The sequence below is a fragment of the Bradyrhizobium sp. USDA 3311 genome (assembly GCF_054062495.1).
Genome location: NZ_JBSSFI010000001.1, coordinates 8,303,660 through 8,328,987 on the forward strand (window position 1 = coordinate 8,303,660; position 25,328 = coordinate 8,328,987).

The 25,328-nt window shown below is 66.5% G+C and carries 19 protein-coding genes; 10 read left to right on the forward strand and 9 right to left on the reverse strand.

Features of this window, described 5'->3' with window-relative positions; genetic code table 11:
* Positions 1 to 17 precede the first annotated feature (17 nt).
* The 6 genes from ygfZ to ACVWW6_RS39585 all read left to right on the forward strand — a co-directional run bounded on the left by ygfZ (position 18) and on the right by ACVWW6_RS39585 (position 6,525).
* A complete protein-coding gene (ygfZ, locus tag ACVWW6_RS39560) occupies positions 18 to 899 on the forward strand; it encodes a CAF17-like 4Fe-4S cluster assembly/insertion protein YgfZ (RefSeq protein WP_011085341.1) in 882 nt (293 codons plus the stop codon).
* Positions 896 to 1,522 carry a DNA-3-methyladenine glycosylase I gene (locus tag ACVWW6_RS39565; RefSeq protein ID WP_011085340.1) on the forward strand — a complete coding sequence of 209 codons (627 nt, stop codon included), beginning with the start codon at positions 896 to 898 and terminating at the stop codon, positions 1,520 to 1,522. Before ygfZ ends, ACVWW6_RS39565 begins: the two co-directional genes overlap by 4 nt.
* Complete coding sequence (locus ACVWW6_RS39570; RefSeq protein WP_011085339.1) at positions 1,519 to 2,133, forward strand: YfbR-like 5'-deoxynucleotidase; 615 nt, start codon at positions 1,519 to 1,521, stop codon at positions 2,131 to 2,133. The genes ACVWW6_RS39565 and ACVWW6_RS39570 overlap by 4 nt, the downstream gene beginning before the upstream one ends.
* A gap of 141 nt (positions 2,134 to 2,274) precedes the next feature.
* Positions 2,275 to 2,781, forward strand: a complete 507-nt coding sequence (locus ACVWW6_RS39575; protein WP_011085338.1) for a tyrosine phosphatase family protein — start codon at positions 2,275 to 2,277, stop codon at positions 2,779 to 2,781.
* Between the two features lie 19 nt (positions 2,782 to 2,800).
* A complete protein-coding gene (locus ACVWW6_RS39580) occupies positions 2,801 to 3,769 on the forward strand; it encodes an NUDIX hydrolase (RefSeq protein WP_028175624.1) in 969 nt (322 codons plus the stop codon).
* Between the two features lie 50 nt (positions 3,770 to 3,819).
* Complete coding sequence (locus ACVWW6_RS39585) at positions 3,820 to 6,525, forward strand: DUF2339 domain-containing protein (protein ID WP_456682675.1); 2,706 nt, start codon at positions 3,820 to 3,822, stop codon at positions 6,523 to 6,525.
* Positions 6,526 to 6,528: 3 nt separating this feature from the next.
* Here the strand turns inward: ACVWW6_RS39585 and ACVWW6_RS39590 are convergent, their stop codons facing one another.
* A complete protein-coding gene (locus ACVWW6_RS39590) occupies positions 6,529 to 8,217 on the reverse strand; it encodes a methyl-accepting chemotaxis protein (protein ID WP_456682676.1) in 1,689 nt (562 codons plus the stop codon).
* Here ACVWW6_RS39590 and ACVWW6_RS39595 point away from each other — a divergent pair.
* Positions 8,192 to 8,440 (forward strand): hypothetical protein, encoded by a 249-nt coding sequence (locus tag ACVWW6_RS39595; RefSeq protein ID WP_271558114.1) that lies wholly within the window; start codon positions 8,192 to 8,194, stop codon positions 8,438 to 8,440. The genes ACVWW6_RS39590 and ACVWW6_RS39595 overlap by 26 nt on opposite strands.
* 51 nt (positions 8,441 to 8,491) lie before the next feature.
* On the opposite strand, the gene ACVWW6_RS39600 is transcribed toward ACVWW6_RS39595, so the two are convergent.
* From ACVWW6_RS39600 to ACVWW6_RS39625, 6 genes are all read right to left on the reverse strand, one after another.
* Positions 8,492 to 10,462 carry a methyl-accepting chemotaxis protein gene (locus ACVWW6_RS39600; RefSeq protein WP_456682677.1) on the reverse strand — a complete coding sequence of 657 codons (1,971 nt, stop codon included), beginning with the start codon at positions 10,460 to 10,462 and terminating at the stop codon, positions 8,492 to 8,494.
* Between the two features lie 205 nt (positions 10,463 to 10,667).
* Positions 10,668 to 12,410, reverse strand: coding sequence for a methyl-accepting chemotaxis protein (locus ACVWW6_RS39605; RefSeq protein WP_028175620.1), 1,743 nt, complete (start codon positions 12,408 to 12,410; stop codon positions 10,668 to 10,670).
* A 232-nt stretch (positions 12,411 to 12,642) separates the two neighbouring features.
* On the reverse strand, positions 12,643 to 12,876 hold the full coding sequence (locus ACVWW6_RS39610; RefSeq protein WP_028175619.1) for a DUF6894 family protein: 234 nt from the start codon (positions 12,874 to 12,876) through the stop codon (positions 12,643 to 12,645).
* Positions 12,877 to 13,039: 163 nt separating this feature from the next.
* A complete protein-coding gene (locus ACVWW6_RS39615) occupies positions 13,040 to 13,639 on the reverse strand; it encodes a hypothetical protein (protein WP_011085332.1) in 600 nt (199 codons plus the stop codon).
* A gap of 113 nt (positions 13,640 to 13,752) precedes the next feature.
* The gene (gene acuI, locus ACVWW6_RS39620) at positions 13,753 to 14,739 is read right to left on the reverse strand and encodes an acrylyl-CoA reductase (NADPH) (RefSeq protein WP_028175618.1); all 987 of its coding nucleotides are present in this window, start codon (positions 14,737 to 14,739) and stop codon (positions 13,753 to 13,755) included.
* Between the two features lie 41 nt (positions 14,740 to 14,780).
* Positions 14,781 to 16,034: an MFS transporter gene (locus tag ACVWW6_RS39625; RefSeq protein ID WP_456682678.1), complete on the reverse strand. Its 1,254-nt coding sequence runs from the start codon at positions 16,032 to 16,034 to the stop codon at positions 14,781 to 14,783.
* 339 nt (positions 16,035 to 16,373) lie between these two features.
* Between ACVWW6_RS39625 and nadA the strand changes: the two genes are divergently transcribed.
* The 3 genes from nadA (at position 16,374) to nadC (ending at position 20,160) form a co-directional block, all read left to right on the forward strand.
* Positions 16,374 to 17,492 (forward strand): quinolinate synthase NadA, encoded by a 1,119-nt coding sequence (gene nadA / locus ACVWW6_RS39630; RefSeq protein ID WP_456682679.1) that lies wholly within the window; start codon positions 16,374 to 16,376, stop codon positions 17,490 to 17,492.
* Positions 17,493 to 17,659: 167 nt separating this feature from the next.
* Positions 17,660 to 19,270 (forward strand): L-aspartate oxidase, encoded by a 1,611-nt coding sequence (locus ACVWW6_RS39635; RefSeq protein WP_456682680.1) that lies wholly within the window; start codon positions 17,660 to 17,662, stop codon positions 19,268 to 19,270.
* 11 nt (positions 19,271 to 19,281) lie between these two features.
* A complete protein-coding gene (gene nadC / locus ACVWW6_RS39640) occupies positions 19,282 to 20,160 on the forward strand; it encodes a carboxylating nicotinate-nucleotide diphosphorylase (protein WP_161536065.1) in 879 nt (292 codons plus the stop codon).
* 189 nt (positions 20,161 to 20,349) lie between these two features.
* Here nadC and ACVWW6_RS39645 read toward each other — a convergent pair whose 3' ends face one another.
* Positions 20,350 to 21,804 carry a cell wall hydrolase gene (locus ACVWW6_RS39645; protein ID WP_456682681.1) on the reverse strand — a complete coding sequence of 485 codons (1,455 nt, stop codon included), beginning with the start codon at positions 21,802 to 21,804 and terminating at the stop codon, positions 20,350 to 20,352.
* Positions 21,805 to 22,326: 522 nt separating this feature from the next.
* Positions 22,327 to 25,263, reverse strand: coding sequence for a pyruvate, phosphate dikinase (gene ppdK / locus ACVWW6_RS39650; RefSeq protein ID WP_063921419.1), 2,937 nt, complete (start codon positions 25,261 to 25,263; stop codon positions 22,327 to 22,329).
* Between the last annotated feature and the right edge of the window lie 65 nt (positions 25,264 to 25,328).

Here is a 25,328-nt window from a genome sequence, read left to right on the forward strand (position 1 = left end):
TCGCAAGAGATTTTCTCATGAAATCAGCGTTTCTTCCCGACCGGGGCGTGGTCAAGGTCGCGGGCGAGGATGCGCGCAACTTCCTCAACGGCCTCGTCACGACCGACCTCGACAGGCTGAAGCCGGGCTTGGGGCGATTCGGCGCGCTGCTGACGCCGCAGGGCAAGATCATCGTCGATTTCCTGATCACGGAGGTGCCGGCCGGCCATGGCGGCGGGTTCCTGATCGACTGCCCCAAAGCGCTGGCCGAGGGCCTCGCGACCAAGCTGAAATTCTACAAGCTGCGCGCCAAGGCCACCGTGGAAAACCTCTCCGACGATCTCGGCGTGCTCGCCGCCTGGGACGGCGCGCTCGCGGCCCAGCCGGACCTTGCCTTCGCCGATCCGCGCCATGACGGGCTCGGCACCCGCATCCTGATCCCCGAGGATCTCAAGCAGAAGCTGTCCGACCTCATCGGCGCCGAGCTGGTCGACGCGGCCGCCTATGAGGCACATCGCATCGCGCTTGGCGTGCCGCGCGGCGGGCTCGACTTCATGTACAGCGATGCATTCCCGCACGAGACCAATATGGACCGCCTCGCCGGCGTCGATTTCGACAAGGGCTGCTATGTCGGCCAGGAGGTCGTCTCGCGCATGCAGCATCGCGGCACCGCGCGCACCCGCAGCGTCAAGGTGCTGCTCGACGGACCCTCGCCCGAGATTGGTGCTGCCATTCTCGCCGGCGACAAGCCGGTCGGCACCATTGGCTCTTCTGCCGATGGCAAGGGCATCGCGCTGGTGCGCATCGACCGCGTCGCCGACGCGCTCGATGCCGGCCAGCCGCTCACGGCTGGCGGGCTTGCCTTGACGCTCGCCGAACCTGAAGTCGTACGCATTCCAGCCAAGCAGCCCACCGCATGAGCCGCGCCCCTCGCCTGCATCCCGACGGCCTGACCCGCTGCCCCTGGCCGGGCGAAGATCCGCTCTATGTCGCCTATCACGACACCGAGTGGGGCGTGCCTGAATATGACGACCGCGCGTTGTACGAGAAGCTGATCCTCGATGGCTTCCAGGCCGGCCTGTCCTGGATCACGATTTTGCGCAAGCGCGACAATTTCCGCAAAGCCTTCGACGATTTCCAGCCGGAGAAGATCGCGCGCTACAATGCCAAGAAGGTGCACGCGCTGATGAACGATGCCGGCATCGTGCGCAACCGCGCCAAGATCGACGGCGCGATCCTGAGTGCGAAGTCCTATCTGGACATCATGGAGAAGGGGCCGGGCTTCTCGAAGCTGCTGTGGGACTTCATGGACGGAAGGCCCAAGGTCAACAACTTCAAGACCACGGCGAGCGTGCCGGCCTCCACGCCGCTGTCGGTGCAGATCTCCAAGGAGCTGTCCTCGCGCGGCTTCAAGTTCGTCGGCCCGACCATCGTCTACGCCTTCATGCAGGCGACCGGCATGGTCAACGACCATCTCGTCGACTGCCATTGTCACGCCAGCTGCGGCAAGACGCAGCGCAAGCCGCGCCTCAAGGTCAAATGAGCGCGAAGAAGTCGGCACGCGGCGCGGAGTCCCGCGCCTGGCAGCGCATGCTGTCGGGCCGGCGGCTCGATCTGCTCGATCCCTCTCCGCTCGACATCGAGATCGCCGACATCGCGCATGGGCTGGCGCGCGTGGCGCGCTGGAACGGGCAGACGACAGGCGCGCACATCTTCTCGGTCGCGCAGCACACGCTGCTGGTGGAGACCGTGATGCGGCACGAAACGCCGCGCGTGGACCAGCGCGTGCGGCTCGCAGCCCTGCTGCACGACGCGCCCGAATACGTGATCGGCGACATGATCTCGCCGTTCAAGGCCGTGCTTGACGGCCATTACAAGGCGGTCGAGAAGCGCCTGCTCGGCGCCATCCACATCCGCTTCGGCCTGCCGCCGGTGCTGCCCGACGAGATCACGCTGGCCATCAAGGCCGCCGATCGCGGCGCGGCTTACCTCGAGGCGACCGAGCTCGCCGGCTTCAGCGATGCCGAGGCGAGGCGCCTGTTCGGCAAGGATCCCGGCCTGCCCGACAGCGTCCGGCGCGACTATCTCACGCCCTGGACGGCGGCGCGGGCTGAGAAGCAGTTCCTGGAGCGGTTTGGCGCGGTGTTTGCGTAGCATCATCCCTTCGTAGGGTGGGCAAAGCGAAGCGTGCCCACCAAACAAGGCGAGATGAGCGCAGTTGCGAAATGGTGGGCACGGCGCGATGCGCCTTTGCCCACCCTACGGCCGCGGCTATAATCAACGAAAAGGTCCGCCATGATCCACGTCTGTTCCCTCGCCGCGCTTCCCGAAACCGTCCGCCTCACCGGGGCCAGCCACGTGCTGACCGTGATGGCCAATGTCGAGCAGGTGGCGCGGCCGGTGTCGGTGCTGCCGGCCAACCATCTCAAGGTGTCGATGGACGACATCACCGAGGAGATGGACGGCTTTGTCGCGCCGTCGGAGGCCCATATCGACCAGGTGCTGAACTTCGTGCGCCGCTGGGAACGCAGCGCGCCGCTGGTGGTGCATTGCTACGCCGGCATCAGCCGCTCCACCGCGAGCGCCTTCGCCGCGGCCTGCGCCCTCAATCCGCATCGCGACGAGATCGAGATCGCGAAGAAGATCCGCGCGGCCTCGCCGATCGCATCGCCGAACCGGCGCATCGTCGGCCTCGCCGACCGCGCGCTGGGACGCGAGGGCCGCATGCTGCGCGCGCTCGACGAGATGGGCCCGGGCGCGATGATGGTCGAGGGTCGCCCCTTCGTGATCGAGCTCGAATGACAGCAGCGAAGTGAGCCGCATGAGCGAGACGCTGCTGACGCCGATCGAGATCGGCCTGACCGCCGCGATCGTCGCGATCGAAGACCATGAACCGCTGATCCTCACCGCGCGCGGCAGCGACGGCCTGGCGGGCCTGCCGTTCGGCCCGTTCGATGCGCTGAGCCATCGGACCTTCGAGATCGGCCTGCGCGCCTGGGTCGAGGAGCAGGCGGGCTTGCGGCTCGGCTATGTCGAGCAGCTCTATACGTTCGGCGATCGCGGCCGTCATGCGGAGGCCGGCGACACCGGCGCGCATATGGTGTCGATCGGATATCTCGCACTCACCCGCGCCGTCGACGGCGAACTCGCAGCAACCGGGGCGAGCTTCGAGCCGTGGTATCGCTTCCTCCCCTGGGAGGACTGGCGCGAGGAGCCGCCGGCGATCATCGCCCGCGACATCATCCCGGCGCTGACGACATGGGCGGAACAGGAGACGCCGGAGACGACGCGCGCATTGCCGCGCAGGGACCGCGTGCGGTTCTATTTCGGCCTCGATGGCGCGCCCTGGGACGAGGAGCGCGTGCTCGACCGCTACGAGCTGCTCTATGAGGCCGGGCTGATCGAGGAGGCGCGGCGCGACGGCCGACCTGCGGCATTAGCACGCAAGGCGCTTCCCGCACTCGGCACCTCCATGCGGTTCGATCATCGCCGGATCCTCGCCACCGCGATCGCGCGGCTGCGCGCAAAACTGAAGTATCGTCCTGTGGTCTTTGAACTTTTGCCCGCCGAGTTCACACTCACCGAATTGCAGCATACGGTGGAGGCGATCTCCGGCCGGCACCTGCACAAGCAGAATTTCCGCCGCCTGGTCGAAACGGAAGCCCTGGTCGAACCGACCGGCGTGATGTCGACACAGACTGGCGGACGGCCGGCGGCGCTCTACCGCTTCCGCCGCGACGTGCTCCAGGAGCGGCCCGCGCCGGGCTTGCGCATGCGCTCCCGGCGCTAGATACGACATTTGCGCGATCGGCCCCTGCCCGCCGGTTGCCTGGAGGCTTCATGTTCGACGGCCCGTTTGACGTCTTTGCGCTGATCATTGCGATCATCGCCTTCCTGATCGCGATCAAGGCCTCCAACCAGGCGGCCGAGCTGCGCCGCCGGCTGAGCTCGCTCGAAGAGATGGTTTACACGCAACGGCGAGTGCAGCCGCCGCCGCTGATGCCCGCACCGGTGCAGGCTGAAGCGCCCGCGACAACTCCGGCCGAGCCACCGCCGCTCGCGCCCGAGGCCGAGGCGCCGCCGCCGCTCGTCACCGAAGTGGCTGCGCCGCCACCGCTCGAAGCGGGCACCGGAGCCGATGCACCGCCTCCGCTGCCGGCGCTTGATATTAGAGAGCCTGGCTTCGAGGAGCGTCTCGGCACGCGCTGGGTGGTGTGGATCGGCGGCCTTGCGCTCGCGCTCGGCGGCTTCTTCATGGTGCGCTATTCGATCGAGGCCGGCCTCGTCGGCCCCGGCGTGCGCGTGTTCCTCGGCGGCCTGTTCGCAGCCGCGCTGCTCGGCGCCGGCGAATGGTCGCGGCGCAAGGAGAGCATCTCCAACATCGCGGCGCTGCCGATCGCCAATATTCCCGCGATCCTCACCGCGGCCGGCACGGCCGTCGCGTTCGCGACCATCTATGCCGCCTACGCGCTCTATGGCTTCCTCGTGCCTGCGACCGCCTTCGTGCTGCTCGGCCTCGTCGCACTCGGCACGCTTGCCGCCGCCCTGCTGCACGGGCCCGCGCTCGCCGGCCTCGGCGTGGTCGGCGCGTTCGTGACCCCGCTCCTCGTCTCCAGCGGCAAGCCGGACTATTGGGCGCTCTACATCTATCTTGCGATCGTCACCGCCGCGAGCTTCGGCCTTGCCCGCATCCGGCTGTGGCGCTGGCTTGCGGTGACCACGATCGCCTTCGCTGTGCTCTGGATCTTCCCGGGTCTGGACACCAGTGACGTGCAGGTCGCGCCGCACGCCTTCCATGCGATCGCGGGATTCGTGCTGGCTGCGCTGCTCGTCGTCTGCGGCTTCATGTTCGGGCCCAGCATCGAGGACGGCGAGATCGAGCCGGTGTCGTCGAGCTCGCTCGGCGCCTATCTGTTCGGCGCGATGCTGATCGTGCTGTCGAGCGCGCATGCGGATCTGGCGCTGATCGCCTTCACGCTTCTCGTCGGTGCGACGCTGTTCGTCGCCTGGCGCGCGCCGGCAGCGACCGGCGCGCTGGGCGCGGCCGCGGCGACCGTCTTCATCGTGTTCGCCGAGTGGGCGGTGCGCGCCAATCCCGACATGCTGGTGCTGCCCGGCGGCCCCTTGCCCGGCATCGGACCGGTCGCGACCGACAGCTCCGTGACGCTGCATCTGGTGACGGCCGCGATCTTCGCCGCCGGCTTCGGCATGGCCGGCTTTTTCGCGCAGGGCCGCTCGAACTCGGCGATCATTCCGGTGGTGTGGTCGGCGGCGGGTGTCGCCACGCCAATTGCGATCCTCGTTGCGCTCTATGCACGCATTGCCCATCTGGATCGCTCGATCCCGTTCGCGATCCTCGCGGTGCTGCTTGCCGCGGCCTTTGCCGCCGCCACCGAAGCGCTTGCGCGCCGCGAAGATCGGCCGGGCGCTGCGACCTCCGTCGCGCTGTTCGCGACCGGCACGCTCGGCGCGCTGGCGCTGGCGCTGACCTTCGCGCTCGAGAAGGGCTGGCTCACGATTGCACTGGCGCTGATGTCGCTCGGCACCGCCTGGATCTCGCTGCAGCGCCCGATCCCGGTCCTGCGCCGGCTCGCGGCCATTTTCGCCGCGATCGTCACCGCGCGCATCGTCTATGATCCGCGCATCGTCGGCGATGCCGTCGGCACGACGCCGATCTTCAATTGGCTGCTATGGGGCTACGGCCTGCCGGCGGCCTCGTTCTGGGGCGCGAGCATCTTCCTGCGCCGCCGCGCTGACGACGCGCCGCTGCGCGTGGTGGAAGCCGCCGCGATCCTGTTCACCGCGCTGCTCGCCTTCATGGAGATCCGGCACTTTGCGACTGGAGGCCAGATGACGTCTGCGCCGTCGCTGCTCGAATGCGCGCTGCAAGTCTGCGTCGCGTTCGCCATGGCGATCGGGCTGGAACGGCTGAGGCTGCGCAGCCGCAGTATCGTGCACAATGTCGGCGCGGTGGTGCTCACGGCCATCGGCGGGCTCATCAGCGTGTTCGGCCTACTGATCCTGGAGAACCCGCTGCTGTGGCATATCGACGTCGGCGGCGCCGTGTTCAACCTGCTGCTGCTCGGCTACGCGCTGCCGGCGGTGCTGATGCTGCTGCTGTCCTATGCGGTGGTCGGCGAGCGTGGCAAGGCCTATGCCAACACCATCGCTGGCGGCGCGCTCGTGTTCGCGCTCGCCTATGTCACGCTGGAGATCCGCCGCTTCTATCACGGCCCGATCCTGTCCAGCGGCGAGACGACGGGGGCAGAGCAATACACCTACTCGATCGGCTGGCTCGCCTTCGGCGTGGTGCTGCTCGGCGTCGGCATCCTCGTCAACTCGGAGCGCGCGCGGCTTGCATCCGCCGCCGTCATCGCGCTGACGATCCTGAAGGCCTTCGTGATCGACATGTCGACGCTGACAGGCGTTTACCGCGCGCTGTCGTTCATGTGCCTCGGCGTCGTGCTGGTCGCGATCGGATGGCTCTACCAGCGCATCCTGTTCCGGCGGCAGGCTCCGCCGCCGGCTCCACAGACGGGAAGTTGAAGATCAGGCCGCGCGGACCGAATCCAGGAACTGCGCGACCTCGACCTTGAGGCGCGTGCTGTCGGTCGCCAGCGATTTCGCCGCCGACAGCACTTCGGTCGAGGCCTCGCCGGTCTCGATCGCACCGCGCTGCACGTCGGTGATGTTCGCCGAGACCTCCTGCGTGCCGACCGAGGCCTGCTGGACGTTGCGCGAGATCTCCTGCGTGGCGGCGCCCTGCTCCTCGACCGCCGCGGCGATCGCCGCGGACACTTCGGACAGCCGCTCGATGGTGCCGCCGATCTCCTGGATAGCGCTGACGGATTCCTGCGTTGCAGCCTGGATGCCCGAAACCTGGGCCCCGATCTCGCCGGTCGCCTTCGCGGTCTGCTCGGCCAAGGCCTTGACCTCGGAGGCGACGACCGCAAAGCCGCGGCCGGCCTCGCCGGCGCGCGCCGCCTCGATGGTCGCGTTCAGCGCCAGCAAATTGGTCTGGCCTGCGATCGTGTTGATGAGCTCGACGACGTCACCGATGCGGGAGGCGGCCTGCGACAGCGCGTTGACGCGCTCGTTGGTCCGCGCCGCCTGCTCGACGGCTTCCGCCGCCATCCGCGCCGAATCCTGCACGCGGCGGCTGATCTCGGTGATCGAGGACGACAGCTCCTCCGAGGCGGAGGCCACGGCCTGGACGTTGGTGGAGGCTTCCTCGGAGGCTGCCGCCACGACGGTCGCGAGCTCCTGCCCACGCCGCGCGGTGCTGGTCAACGTCGACGCCGACGCCTCGAGCTCGGTCGAGGCCGAGGAGACGGTGCCGACGACTTCGCCGATCATGGCTTCGAACTTGCGGGTAATGGCATCGACACGGCGGCCGCGCTCGATCTTGGCTTCGGCGTCGGCGGCGGCGGCCTCGTCGGCAGCCTTCTTGGCGATCAGCGCTTCCTTGAAGATCTGGAGCGCATCCGCCATCGAGCCGATCTCGGTCTTCTCGCCGCGATGCGGCACCTCGGCCGAAAGGTCGCCCTCGCCGAGCGACTGCATCGGACGGATGATCGAGGCAATACCACGCGAAACGTCGCGCACGAGATAATAGGCGGCGGCGATCGCAATCACGACCGAGAACACGATGATGCCGACCAGCACGCGGAAGATCATGGCGTAGCTGTCGGCCGCCTGCTTGGTCTCCAGCTCTGCACCCCGGTTGTTGAGCTCGATGCCCTTCTGGAGCAACGGATCGGCCGCCTGGGCCATCTTGGCGACCTTGGTCTGCAACAGCTCGTTGGCCTCGGTCGGGAAACGACCGACGCTCTTGCGCGACAGCGCCATCACGTCCTGCACGCCGTTCAGATACTCGGCCCACGCCTTGGTCCATTGCCCGTAGAGCGAGCGCTCCTCGGCGGTCGTGATCAGCGGCTCGTAGACCTTACGCGTCTGGTCGATGCGCCCCTGCAGCGAGGCGAGGCGCTTCTCGGCCGCATCCTTGCCTTCTGCGCTGTCCTCCATCAGATGCAGACGGAGCGCGACGCGCAGCTCATTGATGTCGGCGCGAAGCGAACCGAGCGCGCGCACGCTCGGCAGCCAGCTCTCCGCGATCTCGACCGTATGCGCATTGATGTTCTGCATGGTGCCGATCGCGGTCACGCCGACGCCGGCGAGTGACAGCACGAGGACCGACAACACGGCCAGAAGCTTGAAGACGATCGACAACTTCGACATCACGACAAATCCCGATGATACCCGGCAACGCGTGAATCACCTGCGCCGCAATCGTCGCGACGGACGACAGGGCGGAAGTCAATTCATCGATGCTGGCTGGTTCTTATCCCATGAGATTGCGCCTAATAGTCGCAAACAGGCGTTAACAGGAACCTACGTAAAATTACGGGACCGCCCGCGTCGTCGTTATTTTCCCTGCAACTATCTGTTGCGGCAGCACTGATATCTCGTGTTGCGATGCGGTCGACGCAGCGCAACCCCGAACGGAACGCCGTCACGCCGCCCGCACCGACTCCAGGAAGCGCGCGACCTCGCTCTTCAGCCGGTTGCTCTCCTGAGACAGCGAATGCGCGGCCGAATGCACCTGCGCCGAGGCGGCTCCGGTCTCGCCGGCACCGCGCTGGACGTCGGCGATATTCGCCGAGACTTCGGAGGTGCCGTGCGCGGCATGCTGGATGTTGCGGGAGATCTCCTGCGTCGCGGCGCCCTGCTCCTCCACCGCGGCCGCGATGGTCGACGAGATCTCCGACATCCGCGCGATGGTGTCGCCGATCTCCTTGATCGCGCCGACGGAGTCGTCCGTCGCGGCCTGGATCGCACCGATGTGCTGGCCGATCTCGCCCGTGGCCTTCGCGGTCTGCTCGGCGAGCGCCTTCACTTCGGTTGCGACCACCGCAAAGCCCTTGCCGGCCTCGCCCGCCCGCGCCGCCTCGATCGTCGCGTTGAGCGCCAGCAGGTTGGTCTGGGCGGCGATGGTGTTGATCAGCTCCACCACGTCGCCGATCCGGGAGGCCGCCTTGGTCAATTCGGCGACGCGCGCATTGGTGCGCTGGGCCTGCCCGACCGCGACGTCGGCGACGCGCGCCGATTCCTGCACCTGGCGGCTGATCTCGGAGATCGAGGAGGTCATCTCCTCGCTCGCGGATGACACCGACTGCACGTTGGCGGACGCCTCTTCCGAGGCCGCCGCCACGGCGGTGGCAAGCCCGTTGCCGCGCTCGGCGGCCTGCGTCAGCGTGTTGGAAGACGCCTCGAGCTCGGTTGCCGCCGACGACACGATCTCGATGATCTCGCCGACCGCGCCTTCGAACCTGTCGGCGAGCCGCTGCATGTCGGCCTTGCGCTGTTCGCGCCCGCGCGCGTCCGCTTCCGCCTGTTCGGCGCGCAGCCGCTCGGCTTCCGCCATGTTGGTCCTGAACACCTCGACCGCACCGGCCATCTCGCCGATCTCGTCCCTGCGGCCGGCGCCGGGAACGGAAATCGAGAGCTCGCCGCGCGCAAGCCGGGTCATCGCACCGATCATCGCACCGAGTGCCTTCGAGATCGAGCGTCCCAGCAAAAAGCCGACGGCGGCAAGCACGATGACGGTGACCCCGAAGGCGACGACCATCCAAAGACGCACGGCCTCGCGCGTGGCAGCTTCGGCGGCGTCCGCCCGCCTGGACATCGCATCGACCGCGGTCCGCACCTCCGCCATGACAGGCTCGACCTCGCGGAAGGTCTTCATCATGCTGGCGTCAAGGGCCGCGCTCTGCTGCGCGGTCTCGGCCCAGGCCGTGAACTCGGACTGGTATTTCTGGAGCTTGGCCATGATGTCGTTCATCGCCGCCGTCGGAATTGCGACGACCTCTATCGCCTTGGAGAATTCAACCGCGGCCTTCTTCACCTCGGCGATGTACTTGGGGTCGCGCCGTAGCATGAAGTCCTTCTCGTGCCGGCGCATCATCAGCATCCAGGTCGTCGTCCTGGGATCGTCGATCTCCTTCAGCTTGGCCTCGATGTCGTGCACCGCGGCGCGGAGCGAACCGGACAGGCCGACCGTCTCGTTCAGACCGAGCCTGGTCTCGGCGGCCACCAATGCGCCGAAGTCCGACGCGTATCGCTTGAAGCCGTCCTGGGCCTGCTTCATCTTGTCGGACAGCACGCTCATGCCGCCCGCCGCCATCAGCCGCTGCACCTCATCGAAATCGCGGTTGATCGGCCCGATCAGCTCGGCATGCGCCTTGGCGTAGCTCTCGGCCCGGCGCTGCAAGAAGTTCTTCTCGTTGCGGCGTGCCTCCAGCATCTCGATCGAGAGCTGCTTGTCGAGATCGGCGATCGCGCGGGCACGATTGGCAATGTCGCGCGATGCGTCCTGGGAAAGGCTGCCGATCTCGTAGATCGCGCCGAAGGCGACGAGACCTAACAGTCCGAACAGTCCGATCGCCATGACCTTGTGGGTGAGGCGAATGGAGAGGCCACTCATGGAATGTGCTCCAAGACGATTGATACGCAATGCAGGGAGGGCGGCTGGGCGCGCGGAATATTGCGGAGATGATGCCTGCATCGCTTTTCCGGAAGGTTAACCGTGCAGCTCTTCTGATCGCGCATCCAGCCGCGAACGCATGCGAACACCGTGCACCTTCGCGCGACGGTTGCAGCCGTCGGGTGACCAGTGAGGACGGCCGCCCTCAGGCGGCGCGCACCGTCTCCAGGAATCTGCCGACCTCGAGCTTGAGGCGATTGCTGTCGCCGGACAGCATCTGCGCGGCGGACAGCACCTGCGAGGAGGCCGATCCGGTCTCGCTCGCGCCACGCTGCACGTCCGTAATATTGGACGAGACCTGATGTGTGCCTTGCGCGGCCTGCTGCACATTGCGGGAGATCTCCTGCGTCGCCGCGCCCTGCTCCTCCACGGCCGCTGCGATGGTCGAGGAAATCTCCGACAGCTTCTCGATGGTGTCGCTGATGTCCCTGATCGCGCCGACCGAATGCTCGGTCGCGGTCTGGATACTGGCGATCTGCTGGCCAATCTCGCCCGTCGCCTTCGCGGTCTGCTCGGCGAGCGCCTTGACCTCGGAGGCAACGACAGCGAAGCCGCGGCCGGCTTCACCGGCGCGCGCCGCCTCGATCGTGGCATTGAGTGCCAGGAGGTTGGTCTGGCCCGCGATGGTGTTGATCAGCTCGACGACGTCACCGATCCGCGTCGCCGCCTTGGACAGCTCGCTGACGCGCTCGGTCGTGGTGCGGGCCTGGCCGACGGCCTCGCTCGCCACGCGCGCGGATTCCTGCACCTGCCGGCTGATCTCGGTGATCGAGGACGACAGTTCCTCCGTCGCGGACGCCACCGACTGCACGTTGGTGGAAGCTTCCTCCGAGGCTGCTGCAACCACGGTGGTGAGCTGCTGCGTGCGTTCGGCGGTCGAGGTCAGCGTCGTCGCGGATGCCTCGAGCTCGGTCGAGGCCGACGACACCGTGCCGACGATCTCACCGACGGCGCCTTCAAAGCTGTCGGCGAGCCTGCGCATCTCGGCCTTGCGCTGCTCGGCCGCGATCTGATCCTGCCGCATCTTGGCCTCCGCTTCCTCGCGCGCCTTCTGCTCGGATACGATCTTGAATTTCTCGACGGCACCGGCGACCTCGCCAACCTCGTCCTTGCGGCCGAGGCCTGGCAGCACCACGGAAAAGTCGCCGCCGGCGAGCTTCTCCATCGCGGCCGTGAGTGCGCGCATCGGCCGCGCAATGCTGAAGACGGAGAAGATGCAGGCACCGATCAGAACCAGCGCGACCAGCACGCCGGTGACGAGCGACGTCCGCGCAACCGACGCGGCTTCGGCCTCTGCCTCGGTGCGCGTCTCGACGCTCCTCTGCTTGGCGAAGTCGGTGATCTGATTGGCCAGCTCGGAGATCTCTTCGTTGATCGGCGCCAGCGTCCCCTTGCGGATGCGATCGACCTCGGCAACGAGCTTTGCGAGTTGCGCCGCCGCTTCGCCGTCCTTCTTCCCATCGAGCGCAAGCTCCTGCTTGCGGATGGCTTCGATCTGCAGCTCACCCTTGCCGAATTCGCCGATCAGCACGGTCAGGCGATCGATCCGCTTGCGATTTTCCGCCGAGCGCGAGAGCTTGGCCATTTCGCCGGAGTATTTCAGGGCCGCCGTCTGCCGGTCGTTGAAATAGGTGACCGCCTTCTGCATCTCGGCGGGCGAGGACGAGGTCAGGATGTCGCGAATGCCGATTTGCATCCCTCGCACCGAGGCCTTCGCTTCCGCGGCGTTTTGCGCGATCGTCTGCTGTCCCGATACTCCGTTGCCGAGCCTCTGAACCTCTGTGCTGCCGCTCATCTGGAGGAAGATCATCAGCGCGACGAGCCCGATTGTCAGCGCGGAGGTGATGGCGAGCTTGGTGCCGATTCGCAGATTCTGAATGACCATCATCGAACTTTTCCCCGGGATACGCATTGCCGCGACGAAGCGCGTGAACATCCCGGGAAGGCTAACCGGCAGGTTACTCATTAACGTTAAGCGGGGCCCTCGCGTCTTAGGTAGAAGTACGGAAAACGCAGCTTAAATCTGTGGACTTCCACACGTTTCACGCGCAGCGAAATGAAGCTTCTCGGATTTGCATGCTTCGCGTTCGTTAACGCCCGCGCCGTCATTCGCGGCGGTGTCAGTTCACCGTCTCCCCGACGAGGCTGATGCGAAACACCGGTTTCTTGTTCTCGTCGAGCAGCTCCATGCACCACTCGGCGTTCGGTTTCAGGGTGCGCGAGATGCCGCCGAGCAGATTGGCGCAGACCTCGGTCATCTCGGTCCACGCGGCCGCGCGATCCTCGAACTCATACGGCTGATCGGCGGCGCCGGAATAGCGACCGGTACTGATGCGGAAGAAGTACAGCGACATCGTTGAACCCTTTTATCGGGCCGCGCCCCCCGGCCGTACGCAAACTGGGACGCGAACAGCTACCAACGCATGAAAGCCGCCGTCCGTATGACTACGGCGCGGCGGCTTCGTGTTCGATGGACGTCTTCAACGAGAAAGTGCGCGGACGGTCCCGCGCAGCCGCTCACTGGGTCGAGCGGCGCAGCTCCAGCGGGCCTTCGTTCTTCGCGGGCTCCGGTTTGCTTTCCGATTTCACCGGCTCGAGCCGGCTGCTCTCGACACGCGGGGTCTCGACGCGCGCGGCGACCTCGGTGTTCGGCGTAGCGACCGACCCCGTGTGCTCCGAAGAGCGCAGCGAGCGCGGCCGCGCGACGGCGCGCGCCATCAGCATCTGGTTGCCGCCCTGGTGGTGGAAGTCGCAATAGGCGAAGCCCATGCCCGACACCGAGCCGCGGAAGCTGCGATCGTCGGTCTTTTCCAGGTTGAAACAGGGCTCGAACGGAATGCCCTTGATCGAGGCGCAGACGTTCTGGCCACGGATCTGGAGCGTGTTGCCGGGCAGGCGGAGATGGCGGACCGGGCCCGCGCCCGAGAACTGCACGGCGCCGGCGGCGCCGAGGTCATCCAGGATTCGGCCCGCGCCGCGGGTGCCGTCGAAACAGGTGAAGGCGAACACCTTGCCGGCGACGAAGCGACGTGCCTCGTCGGCGTTCATGCCTCCAGCAATGGCCGGCGCAATCGTCGCCGCAGCCGTGACAGCCCCCAACACAATACGCGCAAGCATGCTCAACTCCGAACCGACCCCCGCAGCGGGCGATGCCTTATCTCTTTACCCGCTGCTTACCATACTAACCATGGCGACATTGAAGCAGCTTGGTTGGTAAAGTCTGAACGCCGTTAGACAATTTTTACCACGATCCGGCCGCGGACCTGGCCGGACAGGATTTTCGCGCCCCATTCGGAAACCTCGGCGAGCGGAATTTCGTGAGTAATTTCAGATAGTTTAGACCGGTCCAGATCGGACGCCAGACGCTGCCATGCGGCCTTCCTGGGCTCGATCGGGCACATCACGGAATCGATGCCGAGAAGGCACACTCCGCGCAAAATGAAAGGTGCGACAGAAGACGGCAGGTCCATGCCGGCGGCAAGGCCGCACGCCGCGATCGCGCCGCCGTACTTCGTCATCGACAGGAGGTTGGCCAGCGTGGTCGAGCCGACGCTGTCGACACCACCCGCCCAGCGTTCCTTGGCGAGGGGCTTGGCCGGCGCCGACAATTCGTTGCGGTCGATGATCTCGGCGGCGCCGAGGTGCTTCAGGTAATCCGCTTCCGAGGTGCGGCCGGTCGAGGCGATGACGTGATAGCCGAGCTTGGACAGCACGGCGGTCGCGACCGAGCCGACGCCGCCGGCCGCGCCCGTCACCACCACGGGGCCGCTCTTCGGCGACAGGCCGTGCTTCTCCAGCGCCAGCACTGAGAGCATTGCGGTGAAGCCGGCAGTGCCGATCGCCATGGCGTCGCGCGCCGACAGGCCCTGCGGCAGGGCGACCAGCCAGTCGCCCTTCACCCGCGCTTTCTCGGCATAGGCGCCGAGATGGGTCTCACCCATGCCCCAGCCGGTGCAGACGACCTTGTCGCCGGCCTTCCACTGCGGATGCGAGGACTGCTCGACCGTGCCGGCGAAGTCGATGCCGGCGATCATCGGGAAGCGGCGCACCACCGGCGCCTTGCCGGTGAGCGCAAGGCCATCCTTGTAGTTCAGCGTCGACCATTCCACGCGGACGGTGACGTCGCCCTCCATCAACTCGGCTTCGTCGAACTGCGCAAGCTGCGCGGTGGTACCCTTGTCAGCCTTGTCGATCCGGATCGCCTTGAACGTTGCCACAGCTGAACTCCCTGACTTGTTTGACCGGGATGTTTAGCCGATCAGGCAGGCTGCGCAACCGCTCTCGCGACGGGTTTCTCCACGATCGGAAGATTGATCAGCGCCGAGAGCACGCCGAACAGGATCGAGAGCCACCAGATCGGCGTGTAGGAACCGAACCGCTCGAACACGATGCCGCCGAGCCAGACGCCGAGGAAGCCCCCGACCTGATGGCTGACGAAGGCGAAGCCATAGAGCGTCGCGAGCCAGCGCGTGCCGAACATCAGCGCGACCAGCGCCGAGGTCGGCGGCACCGTCGACAGCCAGGTCAGGCCGGAGATCGCACCGAACGCGATCGCCGAGAACGGCGTGATCGGGAACGAGATGAAGGCCAGCGTCGCAAGCGCGCGGGTGAAATAGATGGTCGAGAGGATGTAGCGCTTGGGCAGCGAGTTCTGGAGATAACCGACGCTGAGCGATCCCATGATGTTGAACAGGCCGATCGCCGCGATCACCCAGCCGCCGGTTTGTGTCGAGATGCCGCGATCGACCAGGAACGCCGGCAGATGCACCGTGATGAAAGCAAGCTGGAAGCCGCAGGTGAAGAAGCCGAGCACCAGCAGCACGTAGGAGCGGTGGCCAAAGGCTTCCGCGAGCGCCTTCATGAAGGTCTGCTCATCCGCGGGCGCCGCGTTCGCCGTGTTTGCGACCGGCGGCGTCGAGAGCGCCAGCGACAGCGGAATGATCAGCAGCATCAGGAAGCCGAACACGGTGAGCGCCTGCTGCCAGCCGAAATTGTCGATCAGCGCGACGCCGATCGGCGCGAACAGAAATTGTCCGAACGAGCCCGCCGCCGTGCCGGCGCCGAGCGCAAGCCCGCGCTTCTCGGCCGGCAGCAGCTTGCTGAACGCCGACAGCACCAGGTTGAACGAGCAGCCGGCAAGACCAAAGCCGACCATCACGCCCGCGCCGAGGTTCAGCGACAGCGGCGTCGAGGAGTAGCGCATCAGGAGCAGGCCGCCGGCATAGAGCAGCGCGCCGACGCACATCACCCGGAACAGGCCGAATCGATCGGCGACCGCGCCGGCGACCGGCTGGCCCAATCCCCACAACAGGTTCTGCACGGCGATGGCGAGGCCGAACACGTCACGCCCCCAGGCGAACTCATGGCTCATCGGCTGCACGAAGAAGCCGAGCGCCGAGCGCGGGCCGAAGCCGAGCATGCCGATGGCGCAGCCGCAGAGGATGATGATTGCCGGCGTGCGCCAGGTGGAGGAACGCGAGACCGGACCGAGTTCGCCCACTTGTGTCGACATGGTGTTCCTCATCTTGTCGTTGGCGGATCCGAAATAGGCAGCCACAGGTCAGCTCGTTTAATGCAAATGCATGAACATCCCAAGTCAAAAATGATTGCGTTCTCCGAAGGGCTGCCGCGCGAGCATTGCGTTTCAACCAGACCTGGTCCGGCGCCGCGGAGCGCGACTTGACGGGAATGTGTGCGAGGAGACCTAGCAACTCCCGGCCATGCGTGATATCTTTGATTTACTCAGATTGAGCATATTAGGGCGATGACGACGTGACCCGGCCTCTCGGCCGGATTTCTCGGGCCCCGAATATACTCACATTGAGCATAATAACACGAGCGGGAGGCTTTGATGCCGATCACTGGACTTTACGGCCCCGACGACTTTGCCAACCGGCCGCAGGGCCAAGCCACGAACCAGATCACGCCCTTCCCACGCGCCGCGCCGGCGCGAACGGGATCCATACTGCCGATGCCCTCGCTGGAATGGACTGACGAGGTCGAGCGCGCCACCGCGCCGCTCTATGAGCGCGCGAAGCACGTGATCTCGCCGATCGAGTGGCCGCTGATGGCGCCGACCATCAAGGCGATCAACGAGCTGAAGCAGGCGCGAGGCGCAGTGATCCTCGCGCACAATTACCAGGCCCCGGAGATCTTCCACTGCGTTGCCGACATCGGCGGCGACTCGCTCCAGCTCGCCGTCGAAGCCACCAAGGTGAAGGCCGGCATCATCGTCCAGTGCGGCGTGCACTTCATGGCGGAGACATCGAAACTGCTCAACCCGGACAAGACGGTGCTGATTCCGGATCCGCGCGCCGGCTGCTCGCTTGCCGCCAGCATCACTGGCGCCGACGTTCGCCTGCTCCGGGAAAAATTTCCCGGCGTTCCTGTCGTCGCCTATGTCAACACCTCGGCGGAGGTGAAGGCCGAGGTGGACATCTGCTGCACTTCATCGAACGCGGTGCAGGTGGTCGAGAGCCTCAATGCGCCGAGTGTGATCTTCCTGCCCGACCGCTATCTCGCGACCTACGTGGCCTCGAAGACCGACGTGAAGATCATCGCCTGGAAGGGCGCCTGCGAGGTGCACGAGCGCTTCACCGGCGGAGAGCTGCGTGAGCTTCGCGAGGCCGATCCCTCGGTGCAGATCATCGCCCATCCCGAATGCCCGCCCGACGTGCTGGCCGAGGCCGACTTTACCGGCTCGACCGCACACATGATCAACTGGGTGCGCGCGAAGCGGCCGCGGCGGCTGGTGATGATCACCGAATGCTCGATGGCCGACAATGTGCGCGCCGAGCTGCCCGACGTGGAGATGCTTCGCCCCTGCAATCTCTGCCCGCACATGAAGCGCATCACGCTCGCCAACATTCTGGAGAGCCTGCTGACGCTGCGCGAGGAGGTGACGATCGATCCCGCGCTTGCAGAGCGCGCGCGACGCTCGGTCGAGCGGATGATCAATCTGAAGAATTGAGCATCAAACAGCAGCAACACCCACAGTGTCGTCCCGGCGAAGGCCGGGACCCATAACCACAGTGTGGTTGCAGAGAACGACGTCAAGCAGCTTAGCCAGACAACTACTGCTGCGGAGTATGGGTCCCGGCCTTCGCCGGGACGACGGTTGAGAGCTTGGAGAAAGCCATGACAACAAACAACATCCACAACTTCACTCGCAGCACCGACGATGTTGTCATCGTCGGCGGCGGCCTTGCCGGACTGTTCTGCGCGCTAAAACTCGCCCCGCGGCCGGTGACGCTGATCTCGGCGGCACCGCTCGGACAGGGCGCCTCATCGGCATGGGCGCAAGGCGGCATCGCCGCGGCCGTGGCCGAGGGCGATACTCCGGAAGCGCATGCCGCAGATACGGTTGCCGTCGGCGGCGGCCTCGTCGACGAGGCGGTCGCGCTCGGGATCGCCCGCGAGGCCGCGCCGCGCATCCATGACCTGCTCGCCTATGGCGTGCCGTTCGATCGCGACCTCGAAGGCAGGCTCGCGGTGGGGCGGGAAGCTGCGCATTCGGCGCGCCGCATCGTGCATGTGCGCGGCGACGGCGCGGGCGCAGCGATCATCGCGGCGCTGGGCGAGGCTGTGCGCCGAACGCCGTCGATCCGGCTGATCGAGGGTTTCGTCGCCGAAGCGCTGTTGACGGAAAACGGCGCCGTCTCCGGCCTTCAGTTGCGCGAGGCCGGCAATCCTGCCGCCCCGCCGGTCCTGCTCGCCTCACGCGCGGTGGTGCTCGCGACCGGCGGCCTCGGCCATCTCTATGCAGTCACCACCAATCCGATTGAAGCAAGCGGATCGGGCCTTGCGATCGCCGCGCGCGCCGGCGCCCTGATCGCCGATCCTGAATTCGTGCAGTTCCACCCCACCGCCATCATGGTCGGCCGCGATCCGGCACCGCTGGCGACGGAGGCGCTGCGCGGCGAAGGGGCGACGCTGATCAACGCCGATGGCGAGCGTTTCATGCTGACGCGTCATCCGCTCGCCGAGCTCGCGCCGCGCGACATCGTGGCCCGCGGCGTGTTCACCGAGATCGCGGCCGGGCGCGGCGCGTTCCTCGACGCACGGCAGGCGCTGGGCGCACGCTTCGCCGACAAATTCCCGACCGTGCATGCGAGCTGCATCGCCGCCGGCATCGATCCCGCCACGCAGGCCATCCCGATCGCGCCCGCCGCGCACTACCACATGGGCGGCATCGCGGTGGACGGGCGCGGCCGCAGCTCGATCGACGGGCTATGGGCCGGCGGCGAAGTGTCCTCCACCGGTGCGCATGGCGCGAACCGCCTCGCCTCGAATTCGCTGCTGGAGGCCGTGGTCTACGCCGCACGCATCGCCGACGACATCGCCGGCCGAGCCATCCCCTCGGCTGCCCGCCTTCCCGACGCATTGGTGGCGCCGCGCGGCGGCACACCGGATGCCGCGGCCGTGAAGCGGCTGCGCGCGACGATGAGCGCGCATGTCGGCGTGATCCGTCACGGTGACGGGCTTGCGGAGGCCGTGCGCAGCTTCGCTGCGCTCGAAGGTGACGCAACGAGCATCGCCGTCCGCAACATGGCGACAACAGCCCTGCTCGTCGCCGCTGCGGCCTGGACGCGGTGCGAGAGCCGCGGCGCGCATTTCCGCTCCGATCATCCGGCTGATCTCCCCGCGCAGGCGAAGAGAACGATGACCACCCTCGCAGCAGCGCGCGAGGTCGCAGAAAACCTCACCGAACGCCCAATGCCGCGCATCGCGCAACCCATGATCGCCTGACGGAGTCCTCTATGATCACCCCGACATCCCTGCTCTATCCCGACGCCTTCCTCTCGCCGCTCGCGATCGACGAGGCCGTGCACCGCGCGCTCGACGAAGATCTCGGCCGCGCCGGCGACATCACCTCGCTCGCGACGATCCCGGAGGCGACAAAAGCAAAGGCGATCCTGGTCGCACGCCAGTCCGGCGTGATCGCCGGCCTGCCGCTGGCGCTGGCGACGCTGCAAGAGCTGTCGTCCGACATCGAGGTGCGCGCGCATGTTCGCGACGCCGCGCGCATGGCCCGCGGGCAGCACGTGCTGACGATCTCCGGTCCCGCGCGCGCCATTCTCACCGCGGAGCGGACCGCGCTGAACTTCGTCGGGCGGCTGTCGGGCGTCGCGACGCTGACGGCGGACTATGTCGCGCGCACCGAAGGCAGCAGGATGCGGATCTGCTGCACGCGAAAAACCACGCCGGGCTTGCGCGCACTGGAGAAATACGCGGTGCGCTGCGGCGGCGGCTTCAACCACCGCTTCGGCCTCGACGACGCGATCCTGATCAAGGACAACCACATCGCGGTCGCCGGCGGCATCCGCCCCGTGCTGGAGCGCGCACGCGCCCACGCCGGCCATCTCATCAAGATCGAGATCGAGGTGGATACGCTGGCGCAACTGCGCGAGGTGCTGGACACGGGGATGGCTGACGCCGTACTGCTCGATAACATGGACCTTGCGACGCTGCGTGAGGCGGTGCGGATGAGCGAGGGACGGCTCAAGCTGGAAGCATCCGGCGGCGTCACGTTGGACTCGATCGCCGCAATCGCAGCGACCGGCGTCGACTACGCCTCGTCCGGCGCGCTGACGCATTCGGCGCCGAATTTCGATTGTGCACTGGATATCGAGGCGTGATTTCTTTGCCTCTCCCCGCTTGCGGGGAGAGGCCGGAATTCCCGCTGAAAGCGCGGATTCCGGGTGAGGGGGAGTCTCCGCGAGTCTAACTCTCACCGTCCCCGTGGAGAGTCCCCCTCACCCCAACCCTCTCCCCGCAAGCGGGGCGAGGGAGCACGGCTGCGCTTGCGGCGACAGCCGTAGGCTATCTCAGCGCCGCTCGCTCACACCCATCTCGGCGGAGCTCTTGGCTTCCTGCGTGAGTTCGGCGGAGAGTGCGGCGGTCTGAGCCGGAGAGCCCCAGCTCGGTTCCTCGCTGCCGTCGCCCCAGGCGCGCGGGCGATAGAAGGTGTGCACGCCGGTCTTGTACATCTTCTTCATCTCGGCGACCCAGGACGGGCGCACCCAATAGGCGTGGTAATGCGTGGACTTGCCGACCTCGGGCAGCCAGATCTGGCCGTCGAGCATCGCTTTCGCGATCTTCTTGGCGCGCTCCCACATCTCGGGCTCGCGGATCACGTCGGGATTGTTGTCGCAGGCAAAGGTGAACTGGCAGGCGAAATGGCGGTGCTTGTTCTGATAGACTGCTCCGCACACCGTGTCGGGATATTTGCCGGAGAACACGCGGTTCATCACGACCTGCGCGACCGCCATCTGGCCGCGCACGGCCTCGCCGCGGGACTCGAAGTAGACCGCTTCCGCGAGGCACTTCTCGGATTTCGCGCGCGACTTGTCGTCGAGTGCGAGCCGCTCCGCCGGCGACCTGGCGCGCTGGTTGTCGGCATTGACCTCGCCCTTCGGCGCGACGCTCTCGCCGCTCTCGATGTCCTTGGCAATCTCTTCCGACGGCGGCGTCAGCGAGGCCGTCACCTTCATGTCGGGGTCGGGCATCACGATCAGCGGCTCGGCGCCGGGCTGCCAGCTCTCGATGCTCTCGAGATTGCCGCCGAGCGAGGAGCTGCCGAAGAACAGGTTCGCGGTCTTGACGCTGAAGGGATCGCGCGCCGGCGCGGCGGGCGCTGCGGCCCGCTTCAGCGCCTCCAGCGGCTGAACCGCGAACGAGCGCGCAAGGTCGCTGGCCTTCGGCGGATTGGCATATTGCGGCAACGGCGGCGCGCGAAGCGCTTCCTGGAGCTCGGGGTCGAGCGCGGCTGCGGACTCCGGCGACATCGCCTGCGGCAACGCGGCAGTCTTGGCGCCGAACACCGAGCTGTTCGACGTCGCGGGATCTTCCTGCGCGGGGGCTGCGGTCGGAGCGGCAGCGTCGGGAGACGTCGTCGGTGGTACGATAGCGAGGCGATCACCCTTCATGGAGCGATCGACCTTGGGAAAGTCGGCGGCCTGGTAGCGCGGCGGCGCTTGAAGCGCCGGATTGCGGCTGATCGCGCCGGTGACGTCACGGCCATCGAGGCTGGCGAGGCGAACCATCGCGCTCTGCGGAACCGAGGTCCCGATGGGGCGGGAAAAACTGTAGGTGGCGAGCTGGATCGAGGACGCCGCGGAATACACCTGCTTCTGCCAACGCTCGGCGACGCCGGGCTGACGCGCCAGCAGCGAGGCAATATCCTGATAGCCGGTCTCTCTCGGCATCAATGCGAAGATGCAGAGACCGATGCCGAAGGACGCGAACCGCGCGCCCTTCGGATGGTTACGCAACACTGACATCGATACGCTCACGCTACGCTAACGCCAGACAAATCGAACCGCAGTACATCCGTGCAATTCGATCTTTTTCGTAAGTATCCAATTTAGGTTGCCGGGGCGTTAATCGGCGTTGCGCGCGCGGCACACTCAAGCGATTGCAGGTGTTTTCACGGGGCAATGATGCGCCTTGGTAAATGCCGCCTCACGCGAAGCGGTAAACATCTGGTCAACGCGAATGGTGAAGGAACTCTTGCGCGCACGTATCATTACGGGACGCGCGACGAGTTCCCGGTGTTGGCGTTTGCACACAGCGCTTCCACACCACAGCAGTCATGCCCCGCGGGCGATGACACCGAGAGTGTGGCGGCATGCGCGTTCAACAGTCTCGTCATTGCGAGCGGAGCGCAGCAATCCAGACTGCCGCCGCGGAGGGATTTCGGATTGCTTCGCTGCGCTCGCAATGACGGCGTGGCAAGAGTGCCGCTCAAAATGAAAGAGGCGGGGTTGGGCCCCGCCTCTTCGCATTCAACATTTCAAATCGCCTTACGCCTGGCTCGCGACCGCCTTGCCGAGTGCGGCTTGCGCCGCGGCGAGGCGGGCGATCGGCACGCGGTAGGGCGAGCAGGAGACGTAGTCGAGGCCGATATTGTGGCAGAAGGCGACGGAAGCGGGATCGCCGCCATGCTCGCCGCAGATGCCGACCTTGAGCTTCGGGCGGGTCTTGCGGCCGCGCGCGACGCCGATCTTGACCAGTTCGCCGACGCCCTCCTGATCGAGCGCGACGAAGGGATCGATCGGAAGGATGCCCTTGGACACGTAGGTGCCGAGGAAGCTCGCGGCATCGTCGCGGCTGATGCCGTAGGTGGTCTGCGTCAGATCGTTGGTGCCGAACGAGAAGAACTCGGCGCTCTCCGCGATCTCGGCCGCGAGCAGACAGGCGCGCGGCAGCTCGATCATGGTGCCGACCTGATAGGCGAGCTTGGTGTTGGTGTCGCGCATCACGGCCTGTGCGGTGGCGTCGATGCGCGCCTTGACGAGGTCGAGCTCCATCTTGGTGGCGATCAGCGGCACCATCACCTCGAGGCCCACGGCCTTGCCGGTGCGCTTCTCGGCCTCGACCGCGGCCTCGAAGATCGCGCGCGCCTGCATCTCGGCGATCTCGGGGTAAGCGATCGCGATACGGCAGCCGCGGAAGCCGAGCATCGGGTTGAACTCCGACAGCTCGCGCGCGCGGTCGGCCAGGCGCCGCGGGTCGGTGTTCATGGCACGCGCCACTTCCTCGACCTCGGCATGGGTATGCGGCAGGAATTCATGGAGGGGAGGATCCAAAAGCCGGATCGTGACGGGCAGGCCCTTCATGATCTCGAACAGCTCGACGAAGTCGGCACGCTGCATCGGCAGCAGCTTGGCGAGCGCTGCGCGGCGTGACTGCTCGTCCTCCGAGAGGATCATCTCGCGCACCGTGCGGATGCGGGTCTCCTCGAAGAACATGTGCTCGGTGCGGCACAGGCCGATGCCTTCCGCGCCGAACTTGATCGCGGTGCGGGCGTCGTCCGGCGTATCTCCGTTGACGCGAACGCCGATCTTGCGGACCTGGTCGGCCCACTTCATCAGCGTGCCGAACTCGCCGGACAGCTCCGGCTCGATCATCGGCATGCGGCCGGCGAGCACCTGGCCGAGCGAACCGTCGATGGTGATGACGTCGCCGGTCTTGAAGGTGCGCGAGCCGATGCTCATGGTGCCGCGGCCGTAGTCGACGCGGATGGTGCCGCAGCCGGAGACGCATGGCTTGCCCATGCCGCGCGCGACCACCGCCGCATGCGAGGTCATGCCGCCGCGGGTGGTGAGGATGCCTTCGGCGGCGTGCATGCCGTGGATGTCCTCGGGGCTGGTCTCGATGCGGACCAAGATCACCTTACGTCCGTCGGCCTGAAGCTTGGCCGCTTCGTCCGAGGAGAACACGATCTCGCCGGAAGCCGCACCGGGCGACGCCGGCAGGCCGGTCGCGATCACGTCGCGCTTGGCGTTGGGATCGATGGTCGGATGCAGCAGCTGGTCGAGCGAAGCCGGATCGATCCGCGTCACCGCTTCCTTCTTGGTGATCAGGCCCTCATTGGCGAGCTCGACCGCGATGCGCAGCGCCGCCTTGGCGGTACGCTTGCCGCCGCGGGTCTGGAGCATCCAGAGCTTGCCCTGCTCGACCGTGAACTCCATGTCCTGCATGTCGCGGTAGTGCTTCTCGAGCAGCGTGTAGATCCGCGTCAGCTCCTTGAAGGCCTCGGGCATCGCCGCTTCCATCGACGCCTTGTCGGAGCCGGATTCCTTCCGCGCTTCCTCGGTGATGTCCTGCGGCGTGCGGATGCCCGCCACCACGTCCTCGCCCTGCGCGTTGATCAGGAACTCGCCGTAGAGCTTGCTCTCACCGGTCGAGGGGTTGCGGGTGAAGGCGACGCCGGTCGCCGACGTCTCGCCCATGTTGCCGAACACCATGGCCTGCACGTTGACCGCGGTGCCCCAGGATTCCGGAATGTCGTGCAGCTTGCGATAGGTCACCGCGCGTGCGTTCATCCAGGACGAAAACACCGCTCCAATCGCGCCCCAGAGCTGGTCGTGCGGATCCTGCGGGAAATTCTTCCCGGTCTCGCGCGCGACCGCGTCCTTGTACTTGCCGACCAGCTCGACCCAGTCCTCAGCCGACAGGTCGGTGTCGAGCGTGTAGCCTTGGCTGTCCTTGAAGGTGTCGAGGATTTCCTCGAAGTGATGGTGTTCGAAACCGAGCACCACGTCGGAATACATGGTGATGAAGCGGCGGTAGCTGTCATAGGCGAAGCGGCGGTCGCCCGACAGTTCCGAGAGCGCTTCCACGGTCTCGTCGTTGAGGCCGAGATTGAGCACGGTATCCATCATGCCCGGCATCGAGGCGCGCGCGCCGGAGCGCACGGAGACGAGCAGCGGGTTCTTGGTGTCGCCGAACACCTTGCCGGTCAACTTGCCGACATGGTCGAGCGCCTTCTCAACCTGCGACTGCAACTCCTTCGGATAGGTCTTGCCGTGTGCGTAGAAGTAGGTGCAGACCGAGGTCGGGATGGTGAAGCCGGGAGGCACCGGCAGGCCGAGATTGGCCATCTCGGCGAGGTTGGCGCCCTTGCCGCCGAGCAGGTCGCGCATCTCCGTCCGGCCCTCGGCCTTGCCGTCGCCGAACGTGAACACCCATTTGCCGGCCTTGGCCGCAGCTGGCGCAGGCTTGCTCGGTGTCGGCTTCAGAGCGACCTTGGCAGCGGCCTTCGGCGCAACCGGCTTGGTCGCAGCCTTTGAAACCGCCTTGACGGCGGACTTCGCAGCCGACTTGGCCGCGGGCTTGGCAATCGGCTTCGGGGCGCTCTTGGAAAGCGCCTTGCGAGCCGCCGGCGCGGCTTTCGCCTTGACGGAGGACTTTGATTTCGCTGGTATTTTCTTAGGCTTCGAGGCGGCTTTGGCCATAGCTTGCACACAACCTGCGAGAGGAAAGGGAAATCGCGCGCCTTACACCACTTTGGGCAGGCCCG

Bases quoted from the DNA above. Each gene is read 5' to 3' on its own strand.
- ygfZ (WP_011085341.1), top strand. From the start codon at position 18: ATGAAATCAGCGTTTCTTCCCGACCGGGGCGTGGTCAAGGTCGCGGGC.
- ACVWW6_RS39565 (WP_011085340.1), top strand. From the start codon at position 896: ATGAGCCGCGCCCCTCGCCTGCATCCCGACGGCCTGACCCGCTGCCCC.
- ACVWW6_RS39570 (WP_011085339.1), top strand. From the start codon at position 1,519: ATGAGCGCGAAGAAGTCGGCACGCGGCGCGGAGTCCCGCGCCTGGCAG.
- ACVWW6_RS39575 (WP_011085338.1), top strand. From the start codon at position 2,275: ATGATCCACGTCTGTTCCCTCGCCGCGCTTCCCGAAACCGTCCGCCTC.
- ACVWW6_RS39580 (WP_028175624.1), top strand. From the start codon at position 2,801: ATGAGCGAGACGCTGCTGACGCCGATCGAGATCGGCCTGACCGCCGCG.
- ACVWW6_RS39585 (WP_456682675.1), top strand. From the start codon at position 3,820: ATGTTCGACGGCCCGTTTGACGTCTTTGCGCTGATCATTGCGATCATC.
- ACVWW6_RS39590 (WP_456682676.1), bottom strand. From the start codon at position 8,217: ATGTCGAAGTTGTCGATCGTCTTCAAGCTTCTGGCCGTGTTGTCGGTC.
- ACVWW6_RS39600 (WP_456682677.1), bottom strand. From the start codon at position 10,462: ATGAGTGGCCTCTCCATTCGCCTCACCCACAAGGTCATGGCGATCGGA.
- ACVWW6_RS39605 (WP_028175620.1), bottom strand. From the start codon at position 12,410: ATGATGGTCATTCAGAATCTGCGAATCGGCACCAAGCTCGCCATCACC.
- ACVWW6_RS39610 (WP_028175619.1), bottom strand. From the start codon at position 12,876: ATGTCGCTGTACTTCTTCCGCATCAGTACCGGTCGCTATTCCGGCGCC.
- ACVWW6_RS39615 (WP_011085332.1), bottom strand. From the start codon at position 13,639: ATGCTTGCGCGTATTGTGTTGGGGGCTGTCACGGCTGCGGCGACGATT.
- ACVWW6_RS39625 (WP_456682678.1), bottom strand. From the start codon at position 16,034: ATGTCGACACAAGTGGGCGAACTCGGTCCGGTCTCGCGTTCCTCCACC.
- nadA (WP_456682679.1), top strand. From the start codon at position 16,374: ATGCCGATCACTGGACTTTACGGCCCCGACGACTTTGCCAACCGGCCG.
- ACVWW6_RS39635 (WP_456682680.1), top strand. From the start codon at position 17,660: ATGACAACAAACAACATCCACAACTTCACTCGCAGCACCGACGATGTT.
- nadC (WP_161536065.1), top strand. From the start codon at position 19,282: ATGATCACCCCGACATCCCTGCTCTATCCCGACGCCTTCCTCTCGCCG.
- ACVWW6_RS39645 (WP_456682681.1), bottom strand. From the start codon at position 21,804: ATGTCAGTGTTGCGTAACCATCCGAAGGGCGCGCGGTTCGCGTCCTTC.
- ppdK (WP_063921419.1), bottom strand. From the start codon at position 25,263: ATGGCCAAAGCCGCCTCGAAGCCTAAGAAAATACCAGCGAAATCAAAG.